Origin of the sequence: Prauserella cavernicola (assembly GCF_016595675.1) — a bacterium.
In the GTDB taxonomy this organism is placed as follows: domain Bacteria; phylum Actinomycetota; class Actinomycetes; order Mycobacteriales; family Pseudonocardiaceae; genus Prauserella_A; species Prauserella_A cavernicola.
Genome location: NZ_JAENJH010000007.1, coordinates 1 through 23,143, shown reverse-complemented (window position 1 = coordinate 23,143; position 23,143 = coordinate 1). Strand labels below are relative to the sequence as shown.

At 68.5% G+C, this 23,143-nt stretch carries 22 protein-coding genes; 8 read left to right on the top strand and 14 right to left on the bottom strand.

The window, feature by feature from the left end; all coding sequences use genetic code 11:
• The first annotated feature begins 114 nt into the window (after positions 1-114).
• The 6 genes from JHE00_RS24425 to JHE00_RS24400 are packed head-to-tail and all read left to right on the top strand — an operon-like array spanning position 115 to position 6,326.
• Positions 115-1,047, top strand: coding sequence for a dihydrodipicolinate synthase family protein (locus tag JHE00_RS24425; RefSeq protein WP_200322158.1), 933 nt, complete (start codon positions 115-117; stop codon positions 1,045-1,047).
• A complete protein-coding gene (locus JHE00_RS24420) occupies positions 1,044-1,694 on the top strand; it encodes a cyclase family protein (protein WP_200322156.1) in 651 nt (216 codons plus the stop codon). Before JHE00_RS24425 ends, JHE00_RS24420 begins: the two co-directional genes overlap by 4 nt.
• Positions 1,695-1,717: 23 nt before the next feature.
• Complete coding sequence (locus JHE00_RS24415) at positions 1,718-2,923, top strand: LLM class flavin-dependent oxidoreductase (RefSeq protein WP_200322154.1); 1,206 nt, start codon at positions 1,718-1,720, stop codon at positions 2,921-2,923.
• The gene (locus tag JHE00_RS24410) at positions 2,920-4,236 is read left to right on the top strand and encodes an LLM class flavin-dependent oxidoreductase (RefSeq protein ID WP_307832086.1); all 1,317 of its coding nucleotides are present in this window, start codon (positions 2,920-2,922) and stop codon (positions 4,234-4,236) included. Before JHE00_RS24415 ends, JHE00_RS24410 begins: the two co-directional genes overlap by 4 nt.
• Entirely contained in the window at positions 4,233-4,940 is a 708-nt protein-coding gene (locus JHE00_RS24405) for an enoyl-CoA hydratase/isomerase family protein (RefSeq protein WP_200322153.1), read from the top strand. The genes JHE00_RS24410 and JHE00_RS24405 overlap by 4 nt, the downstream gene beginning before the upstream one ends.
• A gap of 60 nt (positions 4,941-5,000) precedes the next feature.
• A complete protein-coding gene (locus JHE00_RS24400) occupies positions 5,001-6,326 on the top strand; it encodes an MFS transporter (protein WP_200322152.1) in 1,326 nt (441 codons plus the stop codon).
• Between the two features lie 38 nt (positions 6,327-6,364).
• Here JHE00_RS24400 and JHE00_RS24395 read toward each other — a convergent pair whose 3' ends face one another.
• The 8 genes from JHE00_RS24395 to aroQ form a co-directional block, all read right to left on the bottom strand.
• Positions 6,365-7,456: an ABC transporter ATP-binding protein gene (locus JHE00_RS24395; RefSeq protein ID WP_200322151.1), complete on the bottom strand. Its 1,092-nt coding sequence runs from the start codon at positions 7,454-7,456 to the stop codon at positions 6,365-6,367.
• A 78-nt stretch (positions 7,457-7,534) separates the two neighbouring features.
• Positions 7,535-8,503, bottom strand: coding sequence for a D-2-hydroxyacid dehydrogenase (locus JHE00_RS24390; RefSeq protein WP_200322150.1), 969 nt, complete (start codon positions 8,501-8,503; stop codon positions 7,535-7,537).
• Positions 8,500-9,300 (bottom strand): sugar phosphate isomerase/epimerase family protein, encoded by an 801-nt coding sequence (locus JHE00_RS24385; RefSeq protein WP_200322149.1) that lies wholly within the window; start codon positions 9,298-9,300, stop codon positions 8,500-8,502. The genes JHE00_RS24390 and JHE00_RS24385 overlap by 4 nt, the downstream gene beginning before the upstream one ends.
• A gap of 29 nt (positions 9,301-9,329) precedes the next feature.
• Complete coding sequence (locus JHE00_RS24380) at positions 9,330-10,733, bottom strand: ABC transporter substrate-binding protein (protein WP_200322148.1); 1,404 nt, start codon at positions 10,731-10,733, stop codon at positions 9,330-9,332.
• A complete protein-coding gene (locus JHE00_RS24375) occupies positions 10,733-11,581 on the bottom strand; it encodes a carbohydrate ABC transporter permease (protein ID WP_200322146.1) in 849 nt (282 codons plus the stop codon). Before JHE00_RS24375 ends, JHE00_RS24380 begins: the two co-directional genes overlap by 1 nt.
• Entirely contained in the window at positions 11,578-12,468 is an 891-nt protein-coding gene (locus JHE00_RS24370; RefSeq protein ID WP_200322144.1) for a carbohydrate ABC transporter permease, read from the bottom strand. The genes JHE00_RS24375 and JHE00_RS24370 overlap by 4 nt, the downstream gene beginning before the upstream one ends.
• Before the next feature lie 26 nt (positions 12,469-12,494).
• Positions 12,495-13,556 (bottom strand): Gfo/Idh/MocA family protein, encoded by a 1,062-nt coding sequence (locus JHE00_RS24365; RefSeq protein ID WP_200322142.1) that lies wholly within the window; start codon positions 13,554-13,556, stop codon positions 12,495-12,497.
• A gap of 22 nt (positions 13,557-13,578) precedes the next feature.
• Positions 13,579-14,022, bottom strand: coding sequence for a type II 3-dehydroquinate dehydratase (gene aroQ, locus JHE00_RS24360; protein ID WP_200322140.1), 444 nt, complete (start codon positions 14,020-14,022; stop codon positions 13,579-13,581).
• A gap of 313 nt (positions 14,023-14,335) precedes the next feature.
• Between aroQ and JHE00_RS24355 the strand changes: the two genes are divergently transcribed.
• On the top strand, positions 14,336-14,794 hold the full coding sequence (locus JHE00_RS24355) for a MarR family winged helix-turn-helix transcriptional regulator (protein WP_200322138.1): 459 nt from the start codon (positions 14,336-14,338) through the stop codon (positions 14,792-14,794).
• A gap of 599 nt (positions 14,795-15,393) precedes the next feature.
• On the opposite strand, the gene JHE00_RS24350 is transcribed toward JHE00_RS24355, so the two are convergent.
• Entirely contained in the window at positions 15,394-15,954 is a 561-nt protein-coding gene (locus JHE00_RS24350) for a hypothetical protein (RefSeq protein WP_200322136.1), read from the bottom strand.
• A 202-nt stretch (positions 15,955-16,156) separates the two neighbouring features.
• Between JHE00_RS24350 and JHE00_RS24345 the strand changes: the two genes are divergently transcribed.
• Positions 16,157-16,789, top strand: a complete 633-nt coding sequence (locus JHE00_RS24345; protein ID WP_200322134.1) for a TetR/AcrR family transcriptional regulator — start codon at positions 16,157-16,159, stop codon at positions 16,787-16,789.
• Between the two features lie 154 nt (positions 16,790-16,943).
• Here the strand turns inward: JHE00_RS24345 and JHE00_RS24340 are convergent, their stop codons facing one another.
• From JHE00_RS24340 to tkt, 5 genes are all read right to left on the bottom strand, one after another.
• Positions 16,944-17,162, bottom strand: coding sequence for a hypothetical protein (locus JHE00_RS24340; RefSeq protein ID WP_200322132.1), 219 nt, complete (start codon positions 17,160-17,162; stop codon positions 16,944-16,946).
• Between the two features lie 95 nt (positions 17,163-17,257).
• Positions 17,258-18,640 carry an ATP-dependent 6-phosphofructokinase gene (locus tag JHE00_RS24335; RefSeq protein ID WP_200322130.1) on the bottom strand — a complete coding sequence of 461 codons (1,383 nt, stop codon included), beginning with the start codon at positions 18,638-18,640 and terminating at the stop codon, positions 17,258-17,260.
• Positions 18,641-18,692: 52 nt separating this feature from the next.
• Positions 18,693-19,613 carry a fructose-bisphosphatase class II family protein gene (locus JHE00_RS24330; protein WP_307832085.1) on the bottom strand — a complete coding sequence of 307 codons (921 nt, stop codon included), beginning with the start codon at positions 19,611-19,613 and terminating at the stop codon, positions 18,693-18,695.
• A 129-nt stretch (positions 19,614-19,742) separates the two neighbouring features.
• Complete coding sequence (hxlB, locus tag JHE00_RS24325) at positions 19,743-20,330, bottom strand: 6-phospho-3-hexuloisomerase (RefSeq protein ID WP_200322126.1); 588 nt, start codon at positions 20,328-20,330, stop codon at positions 19,743-19,745.
• 408 nt (positions 20,331-20,738) lie between these two features.
• Positions 20,739-22,880 carry a transketolase gene (tkt, locus tag JHE00_RS24320; protein WP_230424918.1) on the bottom strand — a complete coding sequence of 714 codons (2,142 nt, stop codon included), beginning with the start codon at positions 22,878-22,880 and terminating at the stop codon, positions 20,739-20,741.
• Between the last annotated feature and the right edge of the window lie 263 nt (positions 22,881-23,143).

The following is a 23,143-nucleotide window of genomic DNA, read 5'->3' as shown; positions in this document are numbered from 1 at the left end:
GTGTACTCCCACATCGTGACACACGCGATGACGCGTGTCGACACGTGTCGACACGGTCCCTATCGTTGCGCTCTGACCGACTCAGCACCTCGAGCAGGGATGTCAGGGGTATCGATGAGTGATCCCGTAGTGGAGCGAGGCGTCATCGTGGCGGCGTTGACGCCCTTCGTGCGCCAGTCGACCCGGGTCGACCACCGCCGGTTCAGCGAGCAGGTCGCCGCGATCGCCGTGCACGCTCCCGCCGCGATCGGTGTGGCCGGCGTGGAGAGCCAGGAGTTCCAGGTACTCGGCCGCGGCGCCCGGCTGAAGCTGGTGGAGCTCGCCGTCGAGGAGGCGGCGGGCGTGCCGGTGATCGCGGGTGTCTCGCACGCGTCCCTGCGCGAGTCGATCGCGCTGGCCACCGAGGCCGGACAGCGAGGAGCCACGGCGGTGCTCGCCGTCGCGAACGGCAAGCCGTGGGGATCGGCCCCAACGCACGACGAGGCGGTCGAGTGGTTCCACACGCTCGCCGAAGGCAGCCCACTGCCAGTGGTGCTCTACAACAACCCGCGGCTCGGCGTCGACCTCGCCGTGCGCACCATCGCCGAGATCGGCCGCCACCCGAACGTCGTCGCGATGAAGGAGACCTCCCGCGACGGCGGCAAGCTACTGGGCCTGCTCACCCACGCCGCGCCGGAGCTGGCCGTCTTCACCAACATGGAACTGCTCGCACCGACGCTGCTGCTCGGCGGGCACGGGGCGATGCTGCCGCCCTCGGGCCTGCCCGTCGCCAACCGCGTGCTGCGCGCCGCCCGTGGCGGCAAGCGCACCGAACTGGCCCGCCTCAGCGGTTTCTTCGCCGACTTCCCGGGCCGCTGGAGCGCGCTGGGCTTCCTGCCCGCCGTCAAGGCCGCGTCGGTGCTCATGGGGCTCCCGGTGGGCGACCCGCTCTGGCCGCACCACGCGATCGAGGGCACCGCACTCGCCGAACTCCGCGAGTACCTGAACGCGTGGGGCCTGCTCGATGTCTTCAGCACCCAGCCGATCGATTCGAGGAGCGCATCGTGACTCTCGTCGACCTCTCCCACCCCATCTGGCCGGGCATGCCCAAGATCCCGGTCCTGCCCGATGTCGAGCTCGACGCCGTCAGCCGCATCAGCGCGGGAGCTCCCATGAACATCTCCGCGCTGCGCCTGGCCTTGCACGTCGGGACCCACATCGACGCGCCGTCCCACGTCGTCGACGGCGGCGCGTCCATCGACGAGCTGCCACTGGACCGCTTCGACCGGCACGCCGTGGTGACGTCGGTGCGTCGAGGACCCGGCGAGGAGATCACGGTCGCCGACATCCTCGACGGCGGCCCCGCGCCACAACCCGGTGACTTCCTGTTGCTGCACACGGGCTGGGGCGAGAAGTTCGGCTCCGCCGGCTACGACGACTTCCCCAGCCTCAGCCCGGACGCGGCCGACTGGGCCGTGCGCGAGGGGGTGAGCCTGGTCGGCTCCGACACGCTGACGCCCGACCTCCCGGTCTCCCGCCGCGACACCGGCTTCACCTTTCCCGTCCACCGCACGCTGCTCGGCAACGACGTCCTGATCGGCGAGAACCTGCGCAACCTCGGTGCGGTGGCGGGCCGACGGGTCCACGTCCACGCACTGCCGCTCGCCGTGCACCGCGGCGACGCGGGTCCCTCCCGCATCGTCGCCGACGTCTGACCAGCACCGGAAAGCGAGTTCCCATGGCACTTCCCGATGACACCGGCACCTCGGCCGCACGGTCGCTGCGGCGGGCGCCGTCTCCGCTGGACCTGCCGGCCAGCCCGCTGAGCGAGGCCGCCCGGCAGCCGATGATGCTGGGGCTCTTCCTGCCGTCGCAGACCGGCGCGTTCTCGCAGTCGACACACCCGCGCGGAACCCGCTGGGACTTCGCCTACAACCGGCACCTCACCGAGGTCGCCGAGTCCTACGGGTTCGAGTTCGTCTTCGGCCTGCAGCAATGGGTCCCCAAGGGTGGGTTCGGCGGCGAGACGCGCTATCGCGAGAACTTCCTCGACCCGTTCATCACCACCGTCGCGCTCTCGGCCACGACATCGCGGATCCTCACGATCTCGACGGTGCACATCCTCTACGGCAACTGGCACCCGCTGCACCTGGCCCGCTTCGCCGCCACCGCCGATCACATCGCGCACGGCCGGTTCGGGCTCAACATCGTCACCGGGTACGCCGCCAACGAGCCGCCGATGTTCGGCATGGACCGCGTCGACCACGACCGCAGGTACGAGATCGCCGACGAGTTCACCGCGATCATGGAGGACCTCTGGCTGGGCGACGACAACCTCACCCACGAGGGCGAGCACTACCGGCTGCGCGACGCCTACGTCTCGCCCCGCCCCGTCCACAGCAGACCGATCCTGGTGTCGGCGAGTGGTTCGCAGGCAGGTTTCGACTACGCCGCAAGGCATTCCGACATCGTGTTCACCTCCAGCCCGGCCGGCGCGGACTTCGACGCGGCGATCGAGGCCCTGCCCGCACACGTCGATCGGATCAAGGCCACGGCACGAGCACAGGGACGCGACGTCAAGGTGATCATCTTCCCGCTGGTGATCGCGAAGGACACGCGGGCCGACGCGCTCGCCTACCGGGACGCCATCGTGGCCGCGCCCGACACGCCGTCGCTGGAGGCCTACGCCGCGAGGCACGCGGGCGGTGACGCGCAGGGCTGGCGCAACCACGTGACGGCCGACCGGATCCTCGGCGGTCACCTCCAGCTCGTCGGTTCGGCCGAGGAGGTCGCCGAGCAGATCAGGCGCCTGCACGACGCGGGGCTCGACGGCATCCAGATCGGCTTCTACGACTACCTCCCCGAGTTGCATTACTTCGGCGAACGCGTGATGCCGCTGCTGGCCGAAGCCGGCCTGCGGCTGCCGACCGGAGCGGCGCCGTGACCGGGCTCGTCCTCAACGTCACCGTCATGGGGCTCGGGATGCACCTCGGGGCGTGGCGGCACCGCGAGGGCGCCGCCACCGACTACCTCGACCTGGACTACTACACCGAGATCGCCAAGGTCGCCGAGGACGCCAAGCTGCACGCCGTCTTCCTCTCCGACACGCTCGCGCTGAGCGAGGAGAACCTGCAGCGGCCGAACCTCGGCGCGCTCGACCCGGTCGTCGTGCTCTCGGCACTGGCCGCCTCCACCAGCCGCATCGGACTGATCGCGACGTCGTCGACCACGTTCAACGAGCCCTACAACCTGGCACGCAGGCTGGCGAGCCTCGACCAGCTGAGCCGGGGACGCGCGGGCTGGAACGCGGTGACGACGTTCGTGCCCGACGTCGCGGCCAACTTCGGGACGGCCGCTCTCGCCGAGCACGACCGGCGCTACGAGCAGGCGGAGGAGTTCGTCGACGTCGTGGTGGCGCTGTGGCGGAGCTGGCTGGACGGCGCGCTGGTCGGCGACAAGGCGGGCGGTGTCTTCGCCGACCCCGCTCGGGTACATCCGATCAACCACGCCGGAGACCGGTTCACCGTACGTGGGCCGCTGACCCTGCCGCGCTCGCCGCAGGGTCATCCGGTGCTCGTTCAGGCGGGATCCTCGGAGCGAGGACGCGCGCTCGCGGCTCGCAGCGCCGAGATCGTGTTCACCGCACAGAACACCCTCGCCGCCGCGTGGGAGTTCTCCCGCGATCTCAAGGCCAGGGCTCAGGCGCTGGGCCGCGATCCGGACGACCTCAAAGTCCTGCCAGGGATCGTGCCGATCGTCGGGTCCACCCGCGCCGAGGCCCAGCACCGCAAGGCCGAGCTCGACCGGTTCGCCGGCGACGCCGAGCTGGTGAAACTGGCGGTCAGGGTGGGCGTGCCCGTCTCCGCGCTCGACCTGGACAAGCCCCTGCCAGTGGAGCTGATCAGAGCCAACACGGAGTTCAACGCCTCGCACGGCTTCCGCGACGCCGCGGTACGGCTCACCGAGGAGGAGGGGCTGACCGTGCGCGAGCTGCTGTACCGCAACGGCGGCGGGCACCTGCAGGTGGTCGGCACCGCCGAGGACGTGGCCGACGAGCTGGCCACGTGGTTCACCTCGGGTGCGGCCGACGGCTTCAACCTGATGATCGACGAACTGCCGTCGGGGCTGTGCCGGTTCACCGACGGCGTCGTCCCGCTGCTGCGCGAACGCGGCCTGTTCCAGCACGACTACACCGGCCGCACGCTGCGCGAGAACCTCGGCCTGCGGCCGCCCCCAGACACCCCGGAGAACCCATGAGCGCCGAACCAGCCATCAGGCTGCTACTCGACGAGCACCTCGCCCGCCTGAGAATCCACAACCCCCGCAACGGAAACCGGTTCACCGCGGCCATGATGGACGGTCTCGCCGACGCGCTGCGCCGGGTCGAGAGCGCGAACGTCGCGGTGCTCGTGCTGGAGTCCTCCGGCCCCGACTTCACCCTCGGCAGGGACCAGCGGGAGCGCGTGCCCGGGCTGTCGCGGCGGGACAACCTGCGCAAGATCCTCGTCGCCAACGAGCTGCTCTCGACCTCGCCCGCGGTGACGATCAGTGCAATCTCCGGACATGCCCTCGGTTTCGGAACGGGGCTGGCCCTGCACACCGATCTCACCGTCGTCGAGGACGACGCCGTGTTCGGCTTCGACGAGATCGAACACGGGCTCGCGCCCCTGGTGGTCGTCGCGTACCTGTCCCGGTTCGTACCAGCCAAGATCGCCCGCGAGCTGGTGCTCACCGGCCGCAGGGTCGGCGCCACCGAAGCCGCGGCGCTCGGCATCGTCAACCGCGTGGTGCCCAAGGGAACCCTGGCCGACGCCACGCAGGCTCTACTCGACCAGCTCGGTGAGCACGACCCTGGAGTTCTGCGGCTGATCAAGGACTTCCACACCGAGATCCGCGACGAACCGCCCGGACTCGGCGAACGCGCCGTCGACCGGCTGGCCGGCTGGCTCGAGAACCGCTGACCCCACTCCCCCGCGTGCCGACAGCGTCGCCGGTCGCACCCCGACCATCAAGGAGCAGTCATGGCCGGAACGCAGGCACTGCCCGGCAGCACGTCCACACCACGAGCCCAGGGACGCGGGCTCGCCTTCTCCGCGGCCTACCTGGGCTGGGTACTGGACGGTTACGAGACCTACGCACTGGTGCTGATCGGCAGCCAGCTGATCGCCGAGCTGATCGGCCCCGGCGCCTCCCCGCTCTACTTCAGCGGCCTGCTCGCCGCGCAGCTCGTCGCGTGGGCTATCGGTGGCCTGCTCGCCGGGGTGCTCACCGACTACTTCGGGCGCAAACGCGTGCTCATGTACTCCGTGCTCGTGTACGGCCTCTTCACGGGGCTGAGCGCGCTCGCCACGGACTACTGGGTCTTTCTGGGGCTGCGCATCATCACCGGGCTCGGCATGGGCGCCGAATGGGGACCGGGCAGTGCTCTGGTGTCGGAGATCTGGCCCAACCGCAGCAGGGGCAAGGGAATCGCGCTGCTGCAGTCCGGCTTCGGTGTGGGGTTCCTACTCGCCACCGGCACGTTCTGGCTGTTGTCCGGCACCGGCGACGACCAGTGGCGGTGGATGCTGGTGGTCGGCGCTCTGCCCGCGCTGCTCGCGCTGTTCATCCGACGCTACGTCAAGGAATCCGACCAGTGGGAGCGCACCGACCGGCGCAGGCGCCGCGCCCGGCAGCGGGCCAGCGCGGGTGAGCAGCTCGACGCGGCCGACACCTCATTGACCCGGTTCACGGTGGCGAGCATCGTCACCGACCGGACGCTGCGGCGCAGGACGGCGGGCCTGTTGGTGATGTCGGCCGCGAGCCTTGTGGGCTGGTGGGCCGTGTCCACGTGGATCCCCCGGTTCGTCGGCGAGGCCACCGCCGCGGAGGGCGCGGCGGAGTCGGCGATCACCTGGATCGTGCTGGGCTACAACTTCGCGGGCGTGCTCGGCTGGCTCGCGTTCGGTGCGCTCGCCGATCGCATCGGCAGGCGGTGGACGATCTGGGGTTACTACGTCTTCGCGCTCGCGGCGGTGTGGCTGCTGTTCGCGGTGCCCTACGGCACGATCGGGATGCTCGCGGCGTTCGTGTTCGTCAACGGCTTCTTCACGCTCGGGCAGATGGGCTGGATGGCGACCTACCCGATGGAGCTGTTCCCGACCCACGTCCGCGGCACGGCGATCACCATCGTCTTCAACTCCACCCGCTTCCTCGCCGCGGCGGGCGCACTGCTGTCGGGGTACCTGGTCGGCGCGTTCGGCGGGATCCAGGTCGCCGCGCTGACCATCGGCTCGATCTACCTGCTCGGCGTGGTGGTCACGTTCCTCGTCGGTCCCGAGACCAAGGGAATCTCCCTGCCGGACTGAAGATCCTCGTCGCGCGTCCGGCCACGTGGTCGCACTCGTCAGTTCAGACGATCTCCGGTGTCCGGGTCGAACAGGTGCACCGCGGCAGACTCGGAGAGTCCCAACCGGAGGGTTCGGCCAGGCTCAGCCCGAACGCCCGCTGGAACACGTGCGGTGATTCGGTGGGATGCGCCGTCCGCACCGACATCACCGATCACGTAGGTGTCGGACCCGAGTTCCTCGCACAGGACGACCCTCATGTCGATGCCCTCGTCCGCGTCGCCGACCAGTCGCAGCGCCTCGGGACGGATCCCGGCCAGTACCGGGGTCCCGGCCTGGGTGACGGACCCCAGTGCCGACGCGGGAATCCGGAGGGTCGTCCCGGCGATCTCGATGCCGTCGGTCACCGTCGCCGCGACGAGGTTCATCGCGGGCGAGCCGATGAAACCGGCGACGAAGGAGTTCACCGGCCGGTCGTAGAGCTCACGGGGCGCCGCGCACTGTTGCAGGATGCCATCGCGCAGCACCGCAACCCGGTCGCCCATCGTCATGGCCTCGACCTGGTCGTGAGTGACGTACACGGTCGTGGTCGCGAGCCTGCGCTGCAGCGCCGCGATGTTCGCACGGGTCTCCACCCTGAGCTTGGCATCCAAATTGGACAACGGCTCGTCCATGAGGAACACCGACGGCTCACGGACGATCGCCCGCCCCATCGCCACCCTTTGACGCTGTCCGCCGGAAAGGGCCTTCGGCTTGCGGTCGAGATATGTGGTCAGGTCGAGCATGGCGGCCGCGTCGGCGACCCGTCGCTGGATCTCGTCCTTGCCGGTCCGCCGCAGTCGCAGGGCGAAGCCCATGTTCTCCCCGACGGTCATGTGCGGGTAGAGAGCGTAGTTCTGGAACACCATCGCGATGTCGCGGTCCTTGGGGTGTACGGCGGTGACGTCGTCACCGCCGATCAGGATCCGGCCCTCGTCGCAACCCTCCAGGCCCGCGAGCATGCGCAGCGCGGTGGACTTGCCCGACCCCGACGGGCCCACCAGGACGAGGAACTCGCCGTCGGCGACCCGCAGGTCGAGTGCGTCGACCGCCCTGACTTCGCTTCCCCCGGAGAAGATGCGGGACGCACTGTCGTACTGGACTTCGGCCATGCTTTCGACCTCCTGTGGTCGGTGCCGTCACCGGCATCGGGTGACGTGCCGGCTGTCGAGGAACGTCTGTCGACCGGGTCAGTAGCCGGTCTGCTTGTCGATCAGGTTCACGAGAGGATGGCCTTCGACGTGCCTGCCCAGGTTCTGGCAGAAGACGTCGACGCCGCGCTGACGGGTCTCGGACCTGCTGGTGCCGTTGTGCGGAGTGAGAATGACGTTGGGCAGGTCCCAAAAAGGACTGTCGGGCGGGAGAGGTTCCACGCCGTGGGCATCGATGCCCGCCCCGGCGATCCAGCCCTCGCGCAGCGCCCTCAGCAGCGCCGCGTCGTCCGCGACCCCGCCGCGGGAGATGCACACGAAATGCGCCGTGCGGCGCATCCGGCGGAACTCCGGCTCGCCGAGCAGGCCGACCGTCTCCGGGGTGCGCGGCGCCGTGACAACGACGAAATCGGACAGGCTGAGCATCTCGCCGAGGCGGGACACAGGGAAGAGCTCGTCCACGCCGTCGGGGCGGACGGTCCCCCGGCGCATCCCGAGCACGGTCATGTGGAAGGCCTTCGCCTTGCGAGCCAGATCGCTTCCCGAGTTACCCAGTCCGATGATCCCGACGGTGAGGCCGTTGAGCTCCCCGTGCGCGAACGGCTCCCACCGACGGAGCCGCTGGGCCCGCAGCCACCGTGGAGCGTCCCGGCTGAGCATCAGCATCAACATCAGCGCATGTTCGGCCAGCGGCACGGCACCGTGTCCCTTGGACGACGTGAGCGTGGCGGAATGCTCGACCAACTCCGGGGACAGCGCGGCGTCGGCACCCGCCGCCCACAAGTGGACCCAGCGAAGCCGCCGTGCGTGCCGCAGCAGTGCGGTCGGCACCTCCTCGGCCGGCGTCGCCAGCACCTCTGCGGCGGCGAGGTGCTCGGCGAGTTCCGCACGCGTGGTGACCCTCCGGATCTGTCGTGAGGGTGCGGCACGGGCGATCTGGTGGACCTGGTCGACAGTCACCGGGCCGGTCACGAGCACCAGCGGGCGGTCGTCGGGTGGCGTGGTCATCGGTCTCCTGTCCGCGAGTCGGTCGGCAGGCTGTCGAGGAACGCGCGTGTCGTCTCGGCCACGACCCGGGCCTGGTCGATGAACGGGAGATCGCGCAGCCGCATGGTCGGGGTCTCGACACTGAACGGGATCCCCACGGGGAGGGCGCCCAGCAACCCCGCCAGGTCGAGCTCCCCTTCGCCGAGCAGCCGCCGGTCGGTCCGGGCCTCCACCCGGCGTGCCTCGATGCCGACCGGGCCATCCCGGACCGCGTCGCAGACCTGGACGTACGGGATCAGTCGCGGATCGACGCGAGCGAGGTCAGGGGGCCCGCCGCCGGTGCGCACGAGGTGCAGCAGATCCACCAGCAGAACCAGGTTCGGCGCGCCACATCGGCCGATCAGCACGAGAGCGCGATCCAAGGTGTCGACGGCGTAGCAGGAGTGGAACTCGAAGGCGACCATCATCTCCAGCTCCGCAGCCCGTTCGCACAGCTGCGCGAGGTGGTCCGACAGGCGTTCCGGCTCCGGGTCGGGCCCGGACGCGACCGCGTACCGGGCACCCAGCCTGCGTCCGGCCTCCAGCGACGCGGCCATCGCATCGAGGTCGGGGCTGGAGATCAGCCGAAACGTCTCGACGTCCAGGACCTCGACCCCGGTGTCGGCCAGCCGCCGCCGCAGCTCCCGCAGCAACCGCTCGTCCCCGGCGATCTCGGCCACCAATTCGGCGGCCGTCGGCGCGGCGACACGGATGCCGCAGTGTTCGAACCCCGCGGCCGCGGCCGCCTCGACCAGCTCGAGCGGGTGCGCGGCGCTCATCGTCAGGTGATGGAGGGACAAGGGCCGGTTCACGCCTGCGCTCCGAACTGACGACCGAGCAGCTCGACCTGACGCAGCGCATCGTCCGTGGCCTTGGCGACGTCCTGCCCATCGATCAGAATCCGGGTCAGCGACTTCGCCCAGATGTTGAGGTCTTCGACCCGGGAGTAGGCGAGGCTGAGCTCACGCCAGTCCGGGGCGAGCCCCTCACTGCCGAATATCTCGTGGACGGCGCGCACGTTCGGGTCGGGGTTGTCGGTCCAGTAGGGCTGCTCGGTGAGCGGGGTCAATGTCGGGTACCAGCGACCCCGGCCGTCCTCGAGGTACTGCTGCACGTTCGCCGGGTCCATGAGGTGACGCAGCAGGTCTTTGGCCTCCGAGACCCGTCCGGCATCCTCGAAGAGCATGATGCGGCCGAACTTGGCCAGTGCGGTCGGCGCTCCGCCCCCGACCGCCTCGGGCCAGCCGGACGTGCCGATGTCGGCCCAGGCCGCGGGATCGTTCTCCTTCACCGAGCCCGGTATCGACAGCGTGCCGTTCGGGGTCATGAAAACCTGCTGATTGAGGAAGACCTGGTTGTTGCCCCCGCTCTGCCAGCTGATCGAGTCCCGCGGTGTGTAGCCCTCGCTGTAAAGGTCGCTGATCCACCGCAGCGTGTATTCGAGGCCGTCCCGGACGCCGGGACCCGAGACGTCAATGGCGTTGTTCTCGTCCAGCAGCGCGGTTCCCGCCGCGCGCAGGACGTACTGGAAGTGCTCCGGAGTGTCCTCCATCGCCGAGCTGAGCGACCACCCGACGGCGGTCGGCGGACGCTCCGCCCCCGCGCGGTCCGCTCTCCGCTGCGCCTCGCGCCAGAACTCCCAGTAGCCGTCCCAGTTCCGGGGCGCCTCCCGCAGGTCGAGACCGATCTCGGTGAGCATGCTCTTCCAGTGGAAGATCGGGATGGTCCACGTGAGCAGTGGCGTGGCGAAGGTGCTGGTCACCTGACGTTGGTTGTCGTAGAACCGGGACGCCGAACGGGCGATCGGGGTCAGCGCGAGGGTGTCGACCACGTCGGAGACGTCGGCCAGCTGGCCCTGGTGGGCGAAGAGCGAGGCCCGCGCGTTCTGGTGGTAGGCGATGTCCGGCGGCCGACCGGCCTCGACCGCGCTGGTCAGCTTGCTGCCCATCGCAGGCGTCGAATAGAACTGCAGGTTCACGGCCCGACCGGTCGCCCGCGACCAGGCGCCGATGATCCGAGCCGCCGCCGCGTCCTCCTCCTCGTAGTAGCCCTTGGACCACCACACGGTGAGCGACTCCCCCGCACGGCCAGGGCCACCGCAGGCGGTGAGCAGCGCGGGCCCCAGCGCCAGTCCCGCGGCCACGAGGCCACCCCGGCGCAGGAACTCGCGTCGGGCGAAGGCAGATACCTGGTCATTGTTCGCCGGGCGCATCAGTTCTTCACCCCGCCCGCGGTCGATCCACTCGAGACGTTGCGCTGGAAGGCGTAGTAGATGAGGACCGGGGGCAGCGCGTAGAACAACGCGGTCGCCATCATGACGTTCCACTGGATCTGATCGGAGTTCAGGAAGTTGCCCAGGGTGACCGGCAGCGTCATCGAATCCTCCTCGCTAAGGAACAGGAAGGCCATCAGGTACTCGTTCCAGGCCAAGAGGAAGGCGTAGATCCCGACCACGACCATGGGTGGACGCATGAGCGGCAGGAAGATCTGGAAGTAGATCCGCCACGCTCCGGCGCCGTCGATCGTGGCTGCCTCATCGAGCTCGGAGGGGATGCTGGCCCGCGCGTACTGCGAGAGCACCCAGAGCGCGTACGGCGAGCCGAAGGTGATCGTCGCGAGAATCAGTGCCCACTGGCTGCCGAGCAGGTTGTAGTTCGCCATCGCCTTGTACAGCGGGATGGCGAGGAACGACAGCGGGATCACGTAGGTCGCCAGCGCCGAGGTGGTGAGCAGCCCAGCCCAGCGGGGGCGCAACCGCGCGACCGCGAAGGCGGCCAGGGTGGCGATGGCCAGCACGCCGACCGCGGATACGACGGCGACGAACAGGCTGTTCCAGAGCTGGAGCCAGAAACGCTCGACGGTGAAGTCACCCTCGGTCAGTACCGTCGAGAAGGCGGTGAGAGTCGGGTCCTCGGGCCAGAGCCTGCCCGCGAAGAGCTCATCGGAAGGACTCAGGCTGACGACCAGCATGTGGTAGACGGGAAGCAGGGTCCAGACGGCGAGCAGGACGCCGACGGCGACCAGGGCCGTGGTACTCAGTGCGGAACGTCGGGTCTTCACGCGAGCCCCCCGTCGTCGGCCTTGAGCCTGCGCACGAGCAACACGATCAGGATGATGATGAGCGGCAGTGCGGTGAGTCCCACGCTGACACCGAGTTCGATGAACCCGATGTCGAACGCGTAGTCCACGCCCAGCGTGGCCAGCACGTGGGTCGTGTCCCCCGGCGCCCCGCCGGTGATGAAGTGGACCGTGTTGTAGTCACTGAGAGTCCAGATCGCGGCGAGCAGCGTGCTGGTCAGATACGTGCCCCGCAACAACGGGAACGTGATGTGCACGAGCCGCCGGATGCCAGTGGCCCCGTCGACGTCGGCCGCCTCGTAGACGTCGTTCGGGATCGCCATCCGGGCGGCGAGCAGGATCAGCGTCCAGAACGGAAGCCAGTGCCAGATGTAGGAGACGAGCGCCGCGACGATCGCCCACCCGTAGGAGTTGAGCCACTCCGGCGGGCTCGACACGCCGATCCCGCGCAGGATCGTGTTGATCATTCCGATCTCGGAGTTCAGCATCCAGTGGATGGACAGATACGCCGAGACCACCGGAACGGCCCAGGGCAGGATGAACACCGGCAGCAATGCCTTGACCCACCACCGGCGCAGCGCGAAAAAGCCGGACAACACCAGGGCCAGCAGCAGGGTGGCGTTGACCCCGACGCCGAGGAACAGCAGCGTGTTCACCGCCGCCGCCCAGTAGGTCGGATCACCGAACAGTTGCAGGTAGTTCAGCGGGTCCCGGCCGATCCAGAAGCCGTACCCGACCGGGTAGACGATCAAGAAGGCCGCCCCGGCGAGATAGGGCAGGACGAAGACCCAGGGATCGTTGATCCGGATGTACGACCGCAACGTGCGTCGCGCTCCGGTCGGGCGCTTGTGCGGAGGTGCCAGCAACACTGCAGGTCCTTCCTCGGGACAAGGGGCTAGAGCGTCACCGTGCGGCCGGTGCGCGAGGACTCGTAGACGGCCTGGACGAGGGCGAGTGACTTGCGGCCCTCGATGCCGTCGATCTCCGGGCGCCGGTCCTCGACCACAGCGTCGAGGAAGTCCCGCACCTGGAGTGCGTGATACGGCTTCAGCGAGCGGTGCACCTCGGGCTGAGGCGGGTGCGACTCGATCTCCGCGCCCCAGGGCATGTGGTACTCCTCGGCACCCGCGACAGCCCACACGTCCGCGACTCCCGGCCCGCCGATCGGGGACTCGATCAGGCTGACGGTCCCGCCCGCGTCACCGGTCACGGAGACCCGGTAGCCGAGGCTCGGCACTGCAGCCGTGCTCGCCCGGATCGTCGCCAGGGCACCGCCTTCGAACTCCACAGTGGCCACCGCGGTGTCCTCCACCTCGATGTACCCGGCGTGCCGGAGAGTCGCGATGCGACCGCTCACCCTCACGGCGGTCCCGAGGTACCACTGCAGCAGATCGAGGTAGTGGATGGCCTGGTTCATCAGGACCCCGCCGCCATCGGTGCTCCACCGGCCGCGCCACTCGTCCTCCTCGAAGTACGCGCGGTCCTTGGTGATCAGGACCGTGCAGTCGCCGAGGATGGGGGTGCCGAGCGTGCCGTCGTCGATCGCGGCCCGGATCCGGCGGGCGGCGGGCCAGTAGCGACGCTGGAACACGGTGCCCAGCTTGATTCCCGCGTCCTCCGCCGCCGCGATCATGCGATCGGCGGCGGCGACGTCCACGGCCAAGGGCTTCTCGCACAGCGCATGCACACCCGCCCGGGCGGCGGCGAGCACCAGCCCCTCATGACTGGGATGGGGTGTGCAGATATGCACGACGTCGAGTCCGCACTCGGCGAGCATCCGCTCCGCGTCCGAGAACACCCGCTCGGTTCCGTACTCGCGGGCGAACTCCTTCGCGCGGTCGACATCGCTGTCGCAGACCGCCACGAGCGAGGCTCCCGGGAAGTCCCGCAGCGTGTCCGCGTGGTTGATAGCGATCTTGCCGCAGCCGATGATCCCTGCGCGCAACGTGTGCTCCATGGTCGTCTCCTGCGAAGGCCGGTCAGTCGCGCTGGGCAAGGAAGTCAAGGGCAGCGCCGTACCCGAAAATGCCCAGCCCCTTGATCAAGCCGACCGCCACCGAGGTGACGTAGGAGTGGTGGCGGAAGCTCTCTCGCCGGGTCCCGTTGGAGATGTGCACTTCGATGACCGGCAACTCCGAGGCGCGGAGAGCGTCGTGCAGGGCGACCGAGGTGTGCCCGTAGGCCCCGGCGTTGATGACTATGGCCGAGGCCGCCTCCCGGGCGACATGGATCCGGTCGACGAGAGCACCCTCGCTGTTGCTCTGGAAGAACTCGACGGAAAGGCCGTGCTCAGCGGCCTTCTTACGGCAGAGATCCTCGACATCCGCCATTGTTGACGAACCGTAAATCGCAGGCTCCCGCAGACCGAGAAGATTCAGGTTCGGACCGTTCATGACAACGACAGGTTTGTTCTCGGTCGCCATTGACACCACTCCACTCATTGCGCGATGCACGAAACGTGCTGTTCAAAAGCCTCGATGCATCGTCTACCAGGACCCACCCGCGCCTTATCGGGCGCCTGGATGCTTCGAAAGCCTCGCCGAGAAGGCTAGACGCGAGACTTCGAGAAAACAAGCCTTTCGCAAGGCGAACTGTTATCTTGTTTCGCAAGACGAACTGTTTACTGGTGGCGACCATGTTCGCAAGGCGAACAGCTTCATCGTGCCGCTCCCGCGTCGGTAGACTGCGGGCATGGGGCGATATCGGGGCGACTGGCCGGGCGACGTCGAGAACCGGATGGCCACGGCGGGCGTGACCACGCCCGCCTACCTCACCCGGCTTCAGATGATGATGGGCTGGCTCGGGCGTGTGATCCGCCAGCAGCCGTTCGAGGATCTGACCTTCCCGGTGATCTCACTGCTGTTCCGCATCGAGCGTCTCGGGCGCGCCAGTCCCGGTGAGCTCGCGACAGGCGAAGGCGTCAAACCGTCGACCTTGACCCGCTCACTGGACACCCTGCAAGCCAAGGGACTGATCGTTCGCGAACGGGAACCGTCCGACCGGCGGCTCACCTGGGTCGAACTCACCAAAGCCGGATACGAGATGGGCGCACGCATCCGGCACCACCGGAACCTGTGGCTCTCCGAGCGACTGGAACTGCTCAGCCAAGCCGATCAGGACCTGATCCGAGAGGCGCTACCAGCTTTCGAACGACTCACGGACGTTGTGCCGGACGGCCCATCGGACCGAGCCTGACCAGGAGTACACCTGGGGAGGTCGCGAACGCCGGACCTACCACCACTCGCACGCCGGCATCGCGGTCAGGAAGGCGTTCACCGAGGCCGGAGTGCTGCTGGCGTCGCACATCGCCCTCACCATCACCTCTGGTCTGCGAGCCGGGGCCAACCGGCCGAGGCGGATCGCCTAGCCACCCGGAGGCTGGTCATGTTGCTCCTCCGAGTCACGTCGATCTCGCAACCACCTCCGCAGGTGGACCACCGACACACCCACCCAGATCGCGGCGGTGAACACCCACAGTACAACCGGAAAGTTGTCGTCTTCTCCGCGCGGGATCAACCACACCACGGCGGTTGCCGCCGCCACGCACGGCGTGAACAGACCCCAGAAGACATGCTTCGACCACGTGCGATTGGGCACGGAGATCACGATCGCACGCCCCTCAGCCACGATCAGCCACCGAACGGAGCCAGAGGCCCGTGACCGCGGTCCGTGCCCTGAGCGCCGTTTCCGAAGCACGCGGCCTGCCGTACGGCTGATCGAGCGGCGTGCACCCGCTCGGACCGGCGCCGCTGGCGAGAGCGTGGAGCACGCTGCCAGCGGCGCGGTCGGTCAGCTCAGTTGCTCCGCGCTGCGCCCCGGCCGAGGCGCAGCGCGGAGACGAGGAAGAAGATGCCGCCGAGCACGGCGTAGCCGGCCAGATTGCGAAGCGACGCGTCAGCGACAGTCGCCTGCAGGAGGAACGAGATCCCCGCGAGCGTGGAGATGGCACCGCTGGCGATCATCGCCCACTGACCTCCGAGGTCGCGTCGCCGCACCGCGACGACGAGCTGGACGAGACCCGCCGCGATGGCCCAGACCCCCCACACCCCCAGGACCGCCGGAATGCCGGAGGTGACCGCGAAGACCAGTCCGGCTGCGGCGATCACACTGATCACGATGTTGACGTAGAGACCCGGAACGGACCGGCTCGTTCGAGAGGAGCGAGCATCGACGATGGCGGCGCCCACGTCGAACAACGGGTAGATCACGAGCAGGGTCGCGCTCACCGGCCCGATGCTCGACGCGGTCGCGAAGAGCACGACGGCCCAGATCAGCGCGAACCCGAAGCGAACGACGTAGAGCCGGCGAAGCGCGGGCGCGACGGTGGCAGCGACAGGGGCAGTAGTCGCGGTCATGACAGTTCCTTTCCAGACAAAGCCGTAGAGCCTGGTGCCTGCTGACGTGGAGCGTGCTCGCGAAGGAAAGGCTCCGCGCGGCGTGCGCGAATCGCCGCCAGCAGACCGCCAAGCAGAAAGACCGTTCTCTCTTGCTGCAGGCAGCCTGGCACGATTCCTCGCCAAGTGCAAGACCGATCGTTCTTTCTGCTACGGTGAGGTCATGGCCCCCCGGACACGACCCGCACCCGACAGCCCGAACAACGGCTCATCGGGAAAGCAGGGCCGTTCCGAAGCGCGAGAGCGGCTGCTCTCCACGGCCAGTCGGCTGTTCTACCGCGAGGGCATCCGGGCGGTCGGGGTCGAGCGGATCCTCGCCGAGGCACCGGCCACACGGGCGACGTTCTACCGGCACTTCCCCTCGAAGGAAGACCTCGTGGTCGCCTATCTGCACGGCGTCGACGCCGACATGCGGGCCGGTGTGCGGGCCGCCATCGAGACCGCACCAGCACCCGAAGACGCGCTGCGCGCGATCGGCGCCGCCGTCGCCGACAGCCTGACCTCGCCGGAGTTCCGCGGCTGCGCGTTTCTCAAGGCCGCCGCCGAGTACCCCGATCCCGACGACCAGGTGCGCCGGGTGATCCTCGACCACCGAGCCTGGTACACGACCACACTCACCGAACTCTTCGCGCAGGTCTTCGGGAACTCACCGCGGCGCGGCAAGCCAGAACACGCCGCCCGGCACTTCGTCATGATGCGCGACGGTGCCATGAGCGGCGCCCACCTCGACGGCGTCGACAGCGTCGGCGACGCGTTCCGCCGCGGCGTCGAGGGACTGCTCACCCTACTTCACTGACCACCCCACGCGGCGACCGCGAACGATCGGCAGCGGCCTCGAACCCGCGAGCACGGGTAGCGTGCGCAACCGCTCCCGGTGACGACACGTCGACCGGCAAGGACACTGATGTCCACTATGGATAGTGGACATCAGTGCGGCGAGCGGCTGATTCCTACCAGTAACGCACCCAGCATCGCGAGCACGGCGCGGTCCGCTCGTCGTGTTCGCAGAGGGCGTTGCGGGCGGCACTCGAACGCCGGAGGTCCACCAGCCGCCCGAGTACCCATTCGCGCACGGTCAGCCGCCGGAACCCGGGAAGATCCGGGTCGCCGACGTCCCGCTCGCGTCGCACGCGCACGTCATCCGCCCAGCGCCGAGCCGAGCGGCTCACCACAGGTGCCGTCCATGTCGCCCTCCTTTGGTCGACATCGCTGCCGCGATCCCCTGAACCCGGAGTTCGGTCGTCACCGTGACCGACCCAAAGTATCAGCAAAAACCCGTACGAACCCTCTCTCGAGCAGGCGCCGAACCGAATTCAGCCGGTTGGCAGGTGGTTTCCAGCACCGACATCCACAGGTCGCCGTCGGGGTCGACCTGATTGCGGCGGCTGGTCATCAGCGGCAGCGGGACGTGCACGAAGCGTCGCCGCCACCGTGCGACAGCGGCCTCAGTACGACCCGCCATCGCGGCGTGCACCGCGGCATGGGCCAGGCGCAGGCAGTAGACGCTGTCATAGGCGTTGGCGGCGATGCTGCGGACCGCGTAACTCGGGTCGATGTAGCGCATCGTGGGGGCAAGGCCGACCGCGGTCAGATGGGCGGTGATGCGCTCCTTCAGCAACTCTCCGATGTTGCCGAGTTTGATGTTGCCCGAGGCATCGGTGCCGCGACCGTTCTGCTGAGGCAGGCCCCGTTCGTCGAGCAGGTCCTGGCCTGCCCCCTCGGCGAGGACGATCACCACGAAGCCCTTGGCTCGCACGTGCTGCTCGACGTGGGCCAACAGGCCGTCCGCTCCCCCGAGCGCGAAGGGGATCTCGGGGATCAGCACGATGTCCGCGGAGTTGGCGGCCAACGTGGCGTAGCTGGCGATGAACCCGGAGTGCCGCCCCATCAGCTTCACGATCCCGACGCCGTTCGGGCTGGCCGCGGCTTCGACCGAGACCGCCGAGATGAAGTCGGTGGCGCGCGCGAACGCGCTCTGAAACCCGAACGACTGGTCGGTGAAGGGCAAATCGTTGTCGATCGTCTTCGGCACCCCGATGACGGCGATGTCGAGGCCGCGCGCCCTGATCGCCTCGCTGAGCAACGTCGCGGCGCGCATCCCGCCGTCGCCACCGATGACGAACATGACGTCGACGCCTCGCAGGACCAGGCTGTCGACCATCTCGTCGGCGTCCTGGCCGCCACGCGAGCTGCCCAGAATGGTGCCGCCCGCGCTGTGGATGTCGCGGACACGCTCAGGTGTCAGTTCGATCGTGTCGTGGCGGTGTTCGGCCGTCAGCCCCTGGAGACCATTCCGGAAACCCAGAACCCGCTTGACCTTGTAGTGGACGGAGAGTTCTTTGACGAGACCGCGAATGACGTTGTTGAGCCCGGGGCACAACCCGCCACACGTGACGATACCGGCGGTCACCTGTGCCGGGTCGAAATAGATCTTCCGACGGGGTCCGGCGGCCTCGAAGCTCGGGGCCTCACCGGAGGGGAGGCTGTGCTCGGCGAGCATGGAAACGGTGTCCTCGAGCAGGACGCGGTCGCCTTCCGCGACGTAGTGCGGAGACGTCTGCTTGGTCGAGAGCATCTCAGAGAACGGCGAGTCGTAACGACACTCGCCGAGGCGGCGAACGCGTAGGTTGTCCAGGTGCAACGTCACCGAATCTCCTTGATCGTGATGGTGTGCCTTGCCCGCTCGGGGAGGAATTCCGCTAGCCGGTGGTTTTCTCGAACGTGGTGTGCGTGATGTGGCGAACCTGACCGCTGGAGATCAGGAGCGACTCGGACATCGTCCTGCCGTCAAGTTCCCGTGGCCGCCCGACGAGCGGCCCTCCACTCACGCCGGTGGCGACGAAGAAGGCATCTCCCGCCACGAGCGCGTCACAGTCGTAGACGCGGTCGAGGGACATGCCGGCCGCACGGATGGCGTCCGCCTCCTCGCTCCGCTGAGGAGCCAGGCGGCCCAGCATGCCGCCGCCCAGGGCACGGACCGCCGCGGCGGTCATCACTCCCTCCGGCGTACCGCCGACGCCGATGAGCAGATCGACGTCCAGTGTCGGCAGGAGCACCGCCAGGCTCCCCCCGACATCGCCTCCCGCCGGTGTCTGCACGGCCGCGCCCGCCCGCACCACCCGCGCGATCAGCTCCTGGTGCCGTGGCTTGTCCATGATGACGACACGGAGCTCGCTGACCTGCTTGCCCAGCGCCTGGGCGACCTTGGCCAGGGTGCGCTCGGGAGGGTCGTCGAGATCGATGACGTCCTTCGCCTGCGGGGGAACCACGATCTTGTCCATGTAGAACCCGGGTCCGGGTGACCAGAAGGTTCCTGGTTCGCCGAAAGCGATCGTAGCCAGGGACCCGGGCAGATCCTTCGCACAGAACGACGTTCCCTCGAGGGGATCGACGGCGATGTCGAAGTCCGGTCCGTGACCGTTGCCCACGATCTCACCGTTGAACAACATCGGGGCGTCGTCCTTTTCTCCCTCCCCGATGACCACGGTTCCTCGCCCCGGCGCGTCGGCCAAGGCCGCACGCATGGCCGTGGTCGCCGCCGCGTCGGCGGATTTCTGGTCGTGCCGGCCCACCCAGGCGTAGCTGGCCACCGCGGCGGTGCGGGTGGCGGCCAGTGCCACCGCCTCCAAAGTATGGATATCGGCGCACGTTCGCGGTGCGACCTCACTCTGGCGCTCCATCACGAGCTCCTATCTGGTCTGTAGCATCAGGACAGAGATCGCGGCACAGGCGCGATGGGTGCGTAGCGGCTACTCGAGATTGGCGTGCAGGCGCCAGAGCTCGCGAGCCTTGGTCCCGCCGGTCTTCCACAGCGTGTGAAACAGCGCGTCGGTGATCAGCAGGACGGACTGTTCGAACAGGCTGCCGGCGTACTGGACGGACGCGTTCCCGTCGAAGTCCTGCTTGTCCGCGGCCGGGACGATGAGTACCTCGGTCGCGATCTTGGCCAGTGCCGAGTCGGCCGCCGTGGTCAGCGCGATCACATCCGCGCCCTGGTCACGAGCGGTCTGCGCCGCCCGCACCACCCGGGCCGTCGACCCCGAGCCCGATGCCGCCACCAGTACGTCGCGCGAGCCGATCGCCGGAGCGGTCGTCTCACCGACAACGTGGGTGGGGAGCCCGAGGTGCATGAACCGCATCGCGGCCATCTGCAAGGCGAGCCCGCTGCGCCCGGTGCCGATGGTGAACACCTTCGGCGCCTTGAGCAACAACGCGCCTGCACGAATCCAGGCCGGCGAATGCACCCCCGCGCGCACCTTGTCCACCTCTCCGACAACAGCACGCGTCGCATCCAGGAAGTGACCGGGATCAAGCTTGTTCGAAGTCGACTGCGTCAACGAGATCTTCCTCCACTCACGGGGCGGATGGCGTTCGCCGGACTTGCGCCGCTACGGGACCGTTCCTCGGTCAGAAACCTTCAACCCGTAGCGGCCAGGACAGCCATCGCGCCGGTCGTCGTAGCCCACACCGAGCACCTTCGCCGTGCCCGGATTCCTTGCTTCCACAGGGATCCGGGAACTGGAGCACGGACAACTACTTAGACCAAGATGATTGTTCACCCGTGCCCTGACCAGCAAGACTTTCGACATTGGGAATCGCTATCCCGTAATCAGGATTACGAATAATGATCGACATCGGTGTGGGTATTCGATCTTACGTGTCGGCGAAAAAAATGGTATTCACGCGACGCGGCCCCGGCTCGTCGCCGGGGCCGCCTCTGTACACAGTAGTTCGGGATATTCCCGTCAGTCCTCGTCGACGGGTTTCGACCTGCTCAGGCTCCGGCGTGCCGCGTCGACCACGGCCTCGGTGGTGATGCCGAACTGGGTGAACAGGGTCTTGAAGTCCGCAGAGGCACCGAAATGCTCCAGCGACACGATCTCGCCCGCGTCGCCGACGAAGCGGTGCCACGTCAGCGCCGTACCCGCCTCGACGGCGACCCTGGCGCGCACCGACGGTGGCAGCACCCGTTCCCGGTAGGACCGCTCCTGCCGGTCGAACCACTCCACACACGGCATCGACACCACCCGCGTGGCGATCCCGTCGGCCTCGAGAACCTTCCTGGCCTCCACTGCCAGCTGGACCTCGGAACCGGTACCGACGAGCACCACCTCGGGGCTGCCCGAGGACGCCTCGGCGAGTACGTAGCCGCCGCGGGCCACTCCCTCGGCCGAAGTGCCCTCGAGAGACGGCACGTTCTGCCGGGTGAGCGCCAGCCCCGCCGGGCCGCCGGTGTCCTCCAGCACCGCCTTCCACGCGTGCGCGGTCTCGTTCGCGTCGGCCGGGCGTACCACCGACATTCCGGGAATGGCGCGCAGCGAGGCCAGTTGCTCGACGGGCTGGTGGGTCGGGCCGTCCTCACCGAGTCCGATCGAGTCGTGCGTCCACACGTAGACGACCGGCAGCCGCATCAGCGCGGCCAGTCGTACCGCCGGGCGCATGTAGTCGCTGAAGATGAGGAACGTGCCGCCGTACGGACGGGTTCCGCCGTGCAGCGCGATGCCGTTGAGGATCGAGCCCATCGCGTGCTCGCGGATACCGAAGTGCAGCGTGCGACCGTAGGGCTGGGCCGTCCAGGCGTTCGTGGAGATCTCGGCAGGGCCGAAGGAGTCCGCACCCTTGATCGTGGTGTTGTTGCTCTCGGCCAGGTCCGCCGACCCGCCCCAGAGCTCGGGCAGCACCTCGCCGAGCTTGGCCAGTACCGCGGCCGACGCCTTGCGCGTGGCGACTCCCTGGCCGTCGGCCTCCCAGGTGGGCAGATCGTCGGCCCAGCCGGCAGGCAGCGCGCGGCTGGCGAGCCGGTCCAGCAGCGCCTTGCGCTCCGGGTTGCGCTGCGCCCACGCGTCGAACTCGACCTGCCACTTCTCGTGGTCGGCCCTGCCGCGCGCGGCCACCTCGCGGGCATGGCGCAGAACCTCCTCGTCCACCTGGAAACTCTGCTCGGGGTCGAAGGTGAGGGCGCGCTTGACCCCGGCCAGCTCCTCGGCTCCCAGCGCGGCGCCGTGCACCGTGCCGGTGTTCATCTTGGTCGGTGCGGGGTAGCCGATCACGGTGCGCAGCACGATCAGCGTCGGGCGCGAGGTCTCTGCCTTGGCCTGCTCGATCGCGTCCAGGAACCCCGACACGTCCTCACCGCCGTGGACTGTGAGGACGTGCCAGCCATACGATTCATAGCGCTTGGCGGTGTCCTCGGACAACGCGATGCGGGTGTCGTCCTCGATCGAGATCTCGTTGCTGTCGTAGATCACCGTGAGGTTGCCGAGCTGCTGGGTTCCGGCCAGCGACGACGCCTCGGACGTGACGCCCTCCTCGATGTCGCCGTCCGAGGCGATCACGTAGACCTGGTGATCGAACACGCTCCCGCCCTGCTCGGCCTCCGGGTCGAACAGGCCTCGCTCCCGGCGGGCGGCCATGGCCATCCCGACCGCGTTGGCCAGGCCCTGGCCAAGCGGACCCGTGGTGGTCTCCACGCCCGTGGTGTGCCCGTACTCGGGATGGCCCGGAGTCAGCGAGTCCCACGTGCGCAGGGCCTTCAGGTCGTCGAGTTCCAGGCCGTAGCCGGACAGGAACAGCTGGATGTACAGCGTGAGGCTGGAATGCCCGGCGGAGAGCACGAACCGGTCCCGTCCGATCCACTGCGCATCGTTGGGGTCGTGCCGCATGACCCGCTGGAACAACGCGTAGGCGACGGGCGCGAGACTCATGGCCGTGCCAGGGTGCCCGCTCCCGCAGTGCTCGACCGCGTCCGCGGCCAGCACGCGGGCGGTGTCCACCGCTCGCTCGTCCAGCTCGGTCCAGTCGTCCGGGAGCCGCTTGGTCGTCAAGCGAACAACCTCGTCAGCTGACTCGATCGTGCTGTGACGGGAGTTCGATTCGTTTGCTGCCATGTACGCGCACTCCTGATGATGTCGGTTTTCGCGAGTTCCCGCCGAGCGGAGATCCGGCCTGGCGTCGCGGACGCCACGCACCCGGCGCCGCTGTGGTCAGCGCGCTGAGGACGCTGATCCTGTGTGCTCTGTGTGTTGTGTGGTGTTAGCGGGTGGCGCGGTGTTTGAGTTCCTTGGCCGCGGCGCCGGGGTCGGTGGCGTTGTAGATGGCTCCGCCCGCGACGGCGACGGTGGCCCCGGCCTCACGCACGGACCCGATCGTG

Bases quoted from the DNA above. Each gene is read 5' to 3' on its own strand.
- JHE00_RS24425 (WP_200322158.1), top strand. From the start codon at position 115: ATGAGTGATCCCGTAGTGGAGCGAGGCGTCATCGTGGCGGCGTTGACG.
- JHE00_RS24415 (WP_200322154.1), top strand. From the start codon at position 1,718: ATGGCACTTCCCGATGACACCGGCACCTCGGCCGCACGGTCGCTGCGG.
- JHE00_RS24405 (WP_200322153.1), top strand. From the start codon at position 4,233: ATGAGCGCCGAACCAGCCATCAGGCTGCTACTCGACGAGCACCTCGCC.
- JHE00_RS24400 (WP_200322152.1), top strand. From the start codon at position 5,001: ATGGCCGGAACGCAGGCACTGCCCGGCAGCACGTCCACACCACGAGCC.
- JHE00_RS24395 (WP_200322151.1), bottom strand. From the start codon at position 7,456: ATGGCCGAAGTCCAGTACGACAGTGCGTCCCGCATCTTCTCCGGGGGA.
- JHE00_RS24390 (WP_200322150.1), bottom strand. From the start codon at position 8,503: ATGACCACGCCACCCGACGACCGCCCGCTGGTGCTCGTGACCGGCCCG.
- JHE00_RS24385 (WP_200322149.1), bottom strand. From the start codon at position 9,300: ATGAGCGCCGCGCACCCGCTCGAGCTGGTCGAGGCGGCCGCGGCCGCG.
- JHE00_RS24380 (WP_200322148.1), bottom strand. From the start codon at position 10,733: ATGCGCCCGGCGAACAATGACCAGGTATCTGCCTTCGCCCGACGCGAG.
- JHE00_RS24365 (WP_200322142.1), bottom strand. From the start codon at position 13,556: ATGGAGCACACGTTGCGCGCAGGGATCATCGGCTGCGGCAAGATCGCT.
- aroQ (WP_200322140.1), bottom strand. From the start codon at position 14,022: ATGGCGACCGAGAACAAACCTGTCGTTGTCATGAACGGTCCGAACCTG.
- JHE00_RS24355 (WP_200322138.1), top strand. From the start codon at position 14,336: ATGGCCACGGCGGGCGTGACCACGCCCGCCTACCTCACCCGGCTTCAG.
- JHE00_RS24350 (WP_200322136.1), bottom strand. From the start codon at position 15,954: ATGACCGCGACTACTGCCCCTGTCGCTGCCACCGTCGCGCCCGCGCTT.
- JHE00_RS24345 (WP_200322134.1), top strand. From the start codon at position 16,157: ATGGCCCCCCGGACACGACCCGCACCCGACAGCCCGAACAACGGCTCA.
- tkt (WP_230424918.1), bottom strand. From the start codon at position 22,880: ATGGCAGCAAACGAATCGAACTCCCGTCACAGCACGATCGAGTCAGCT.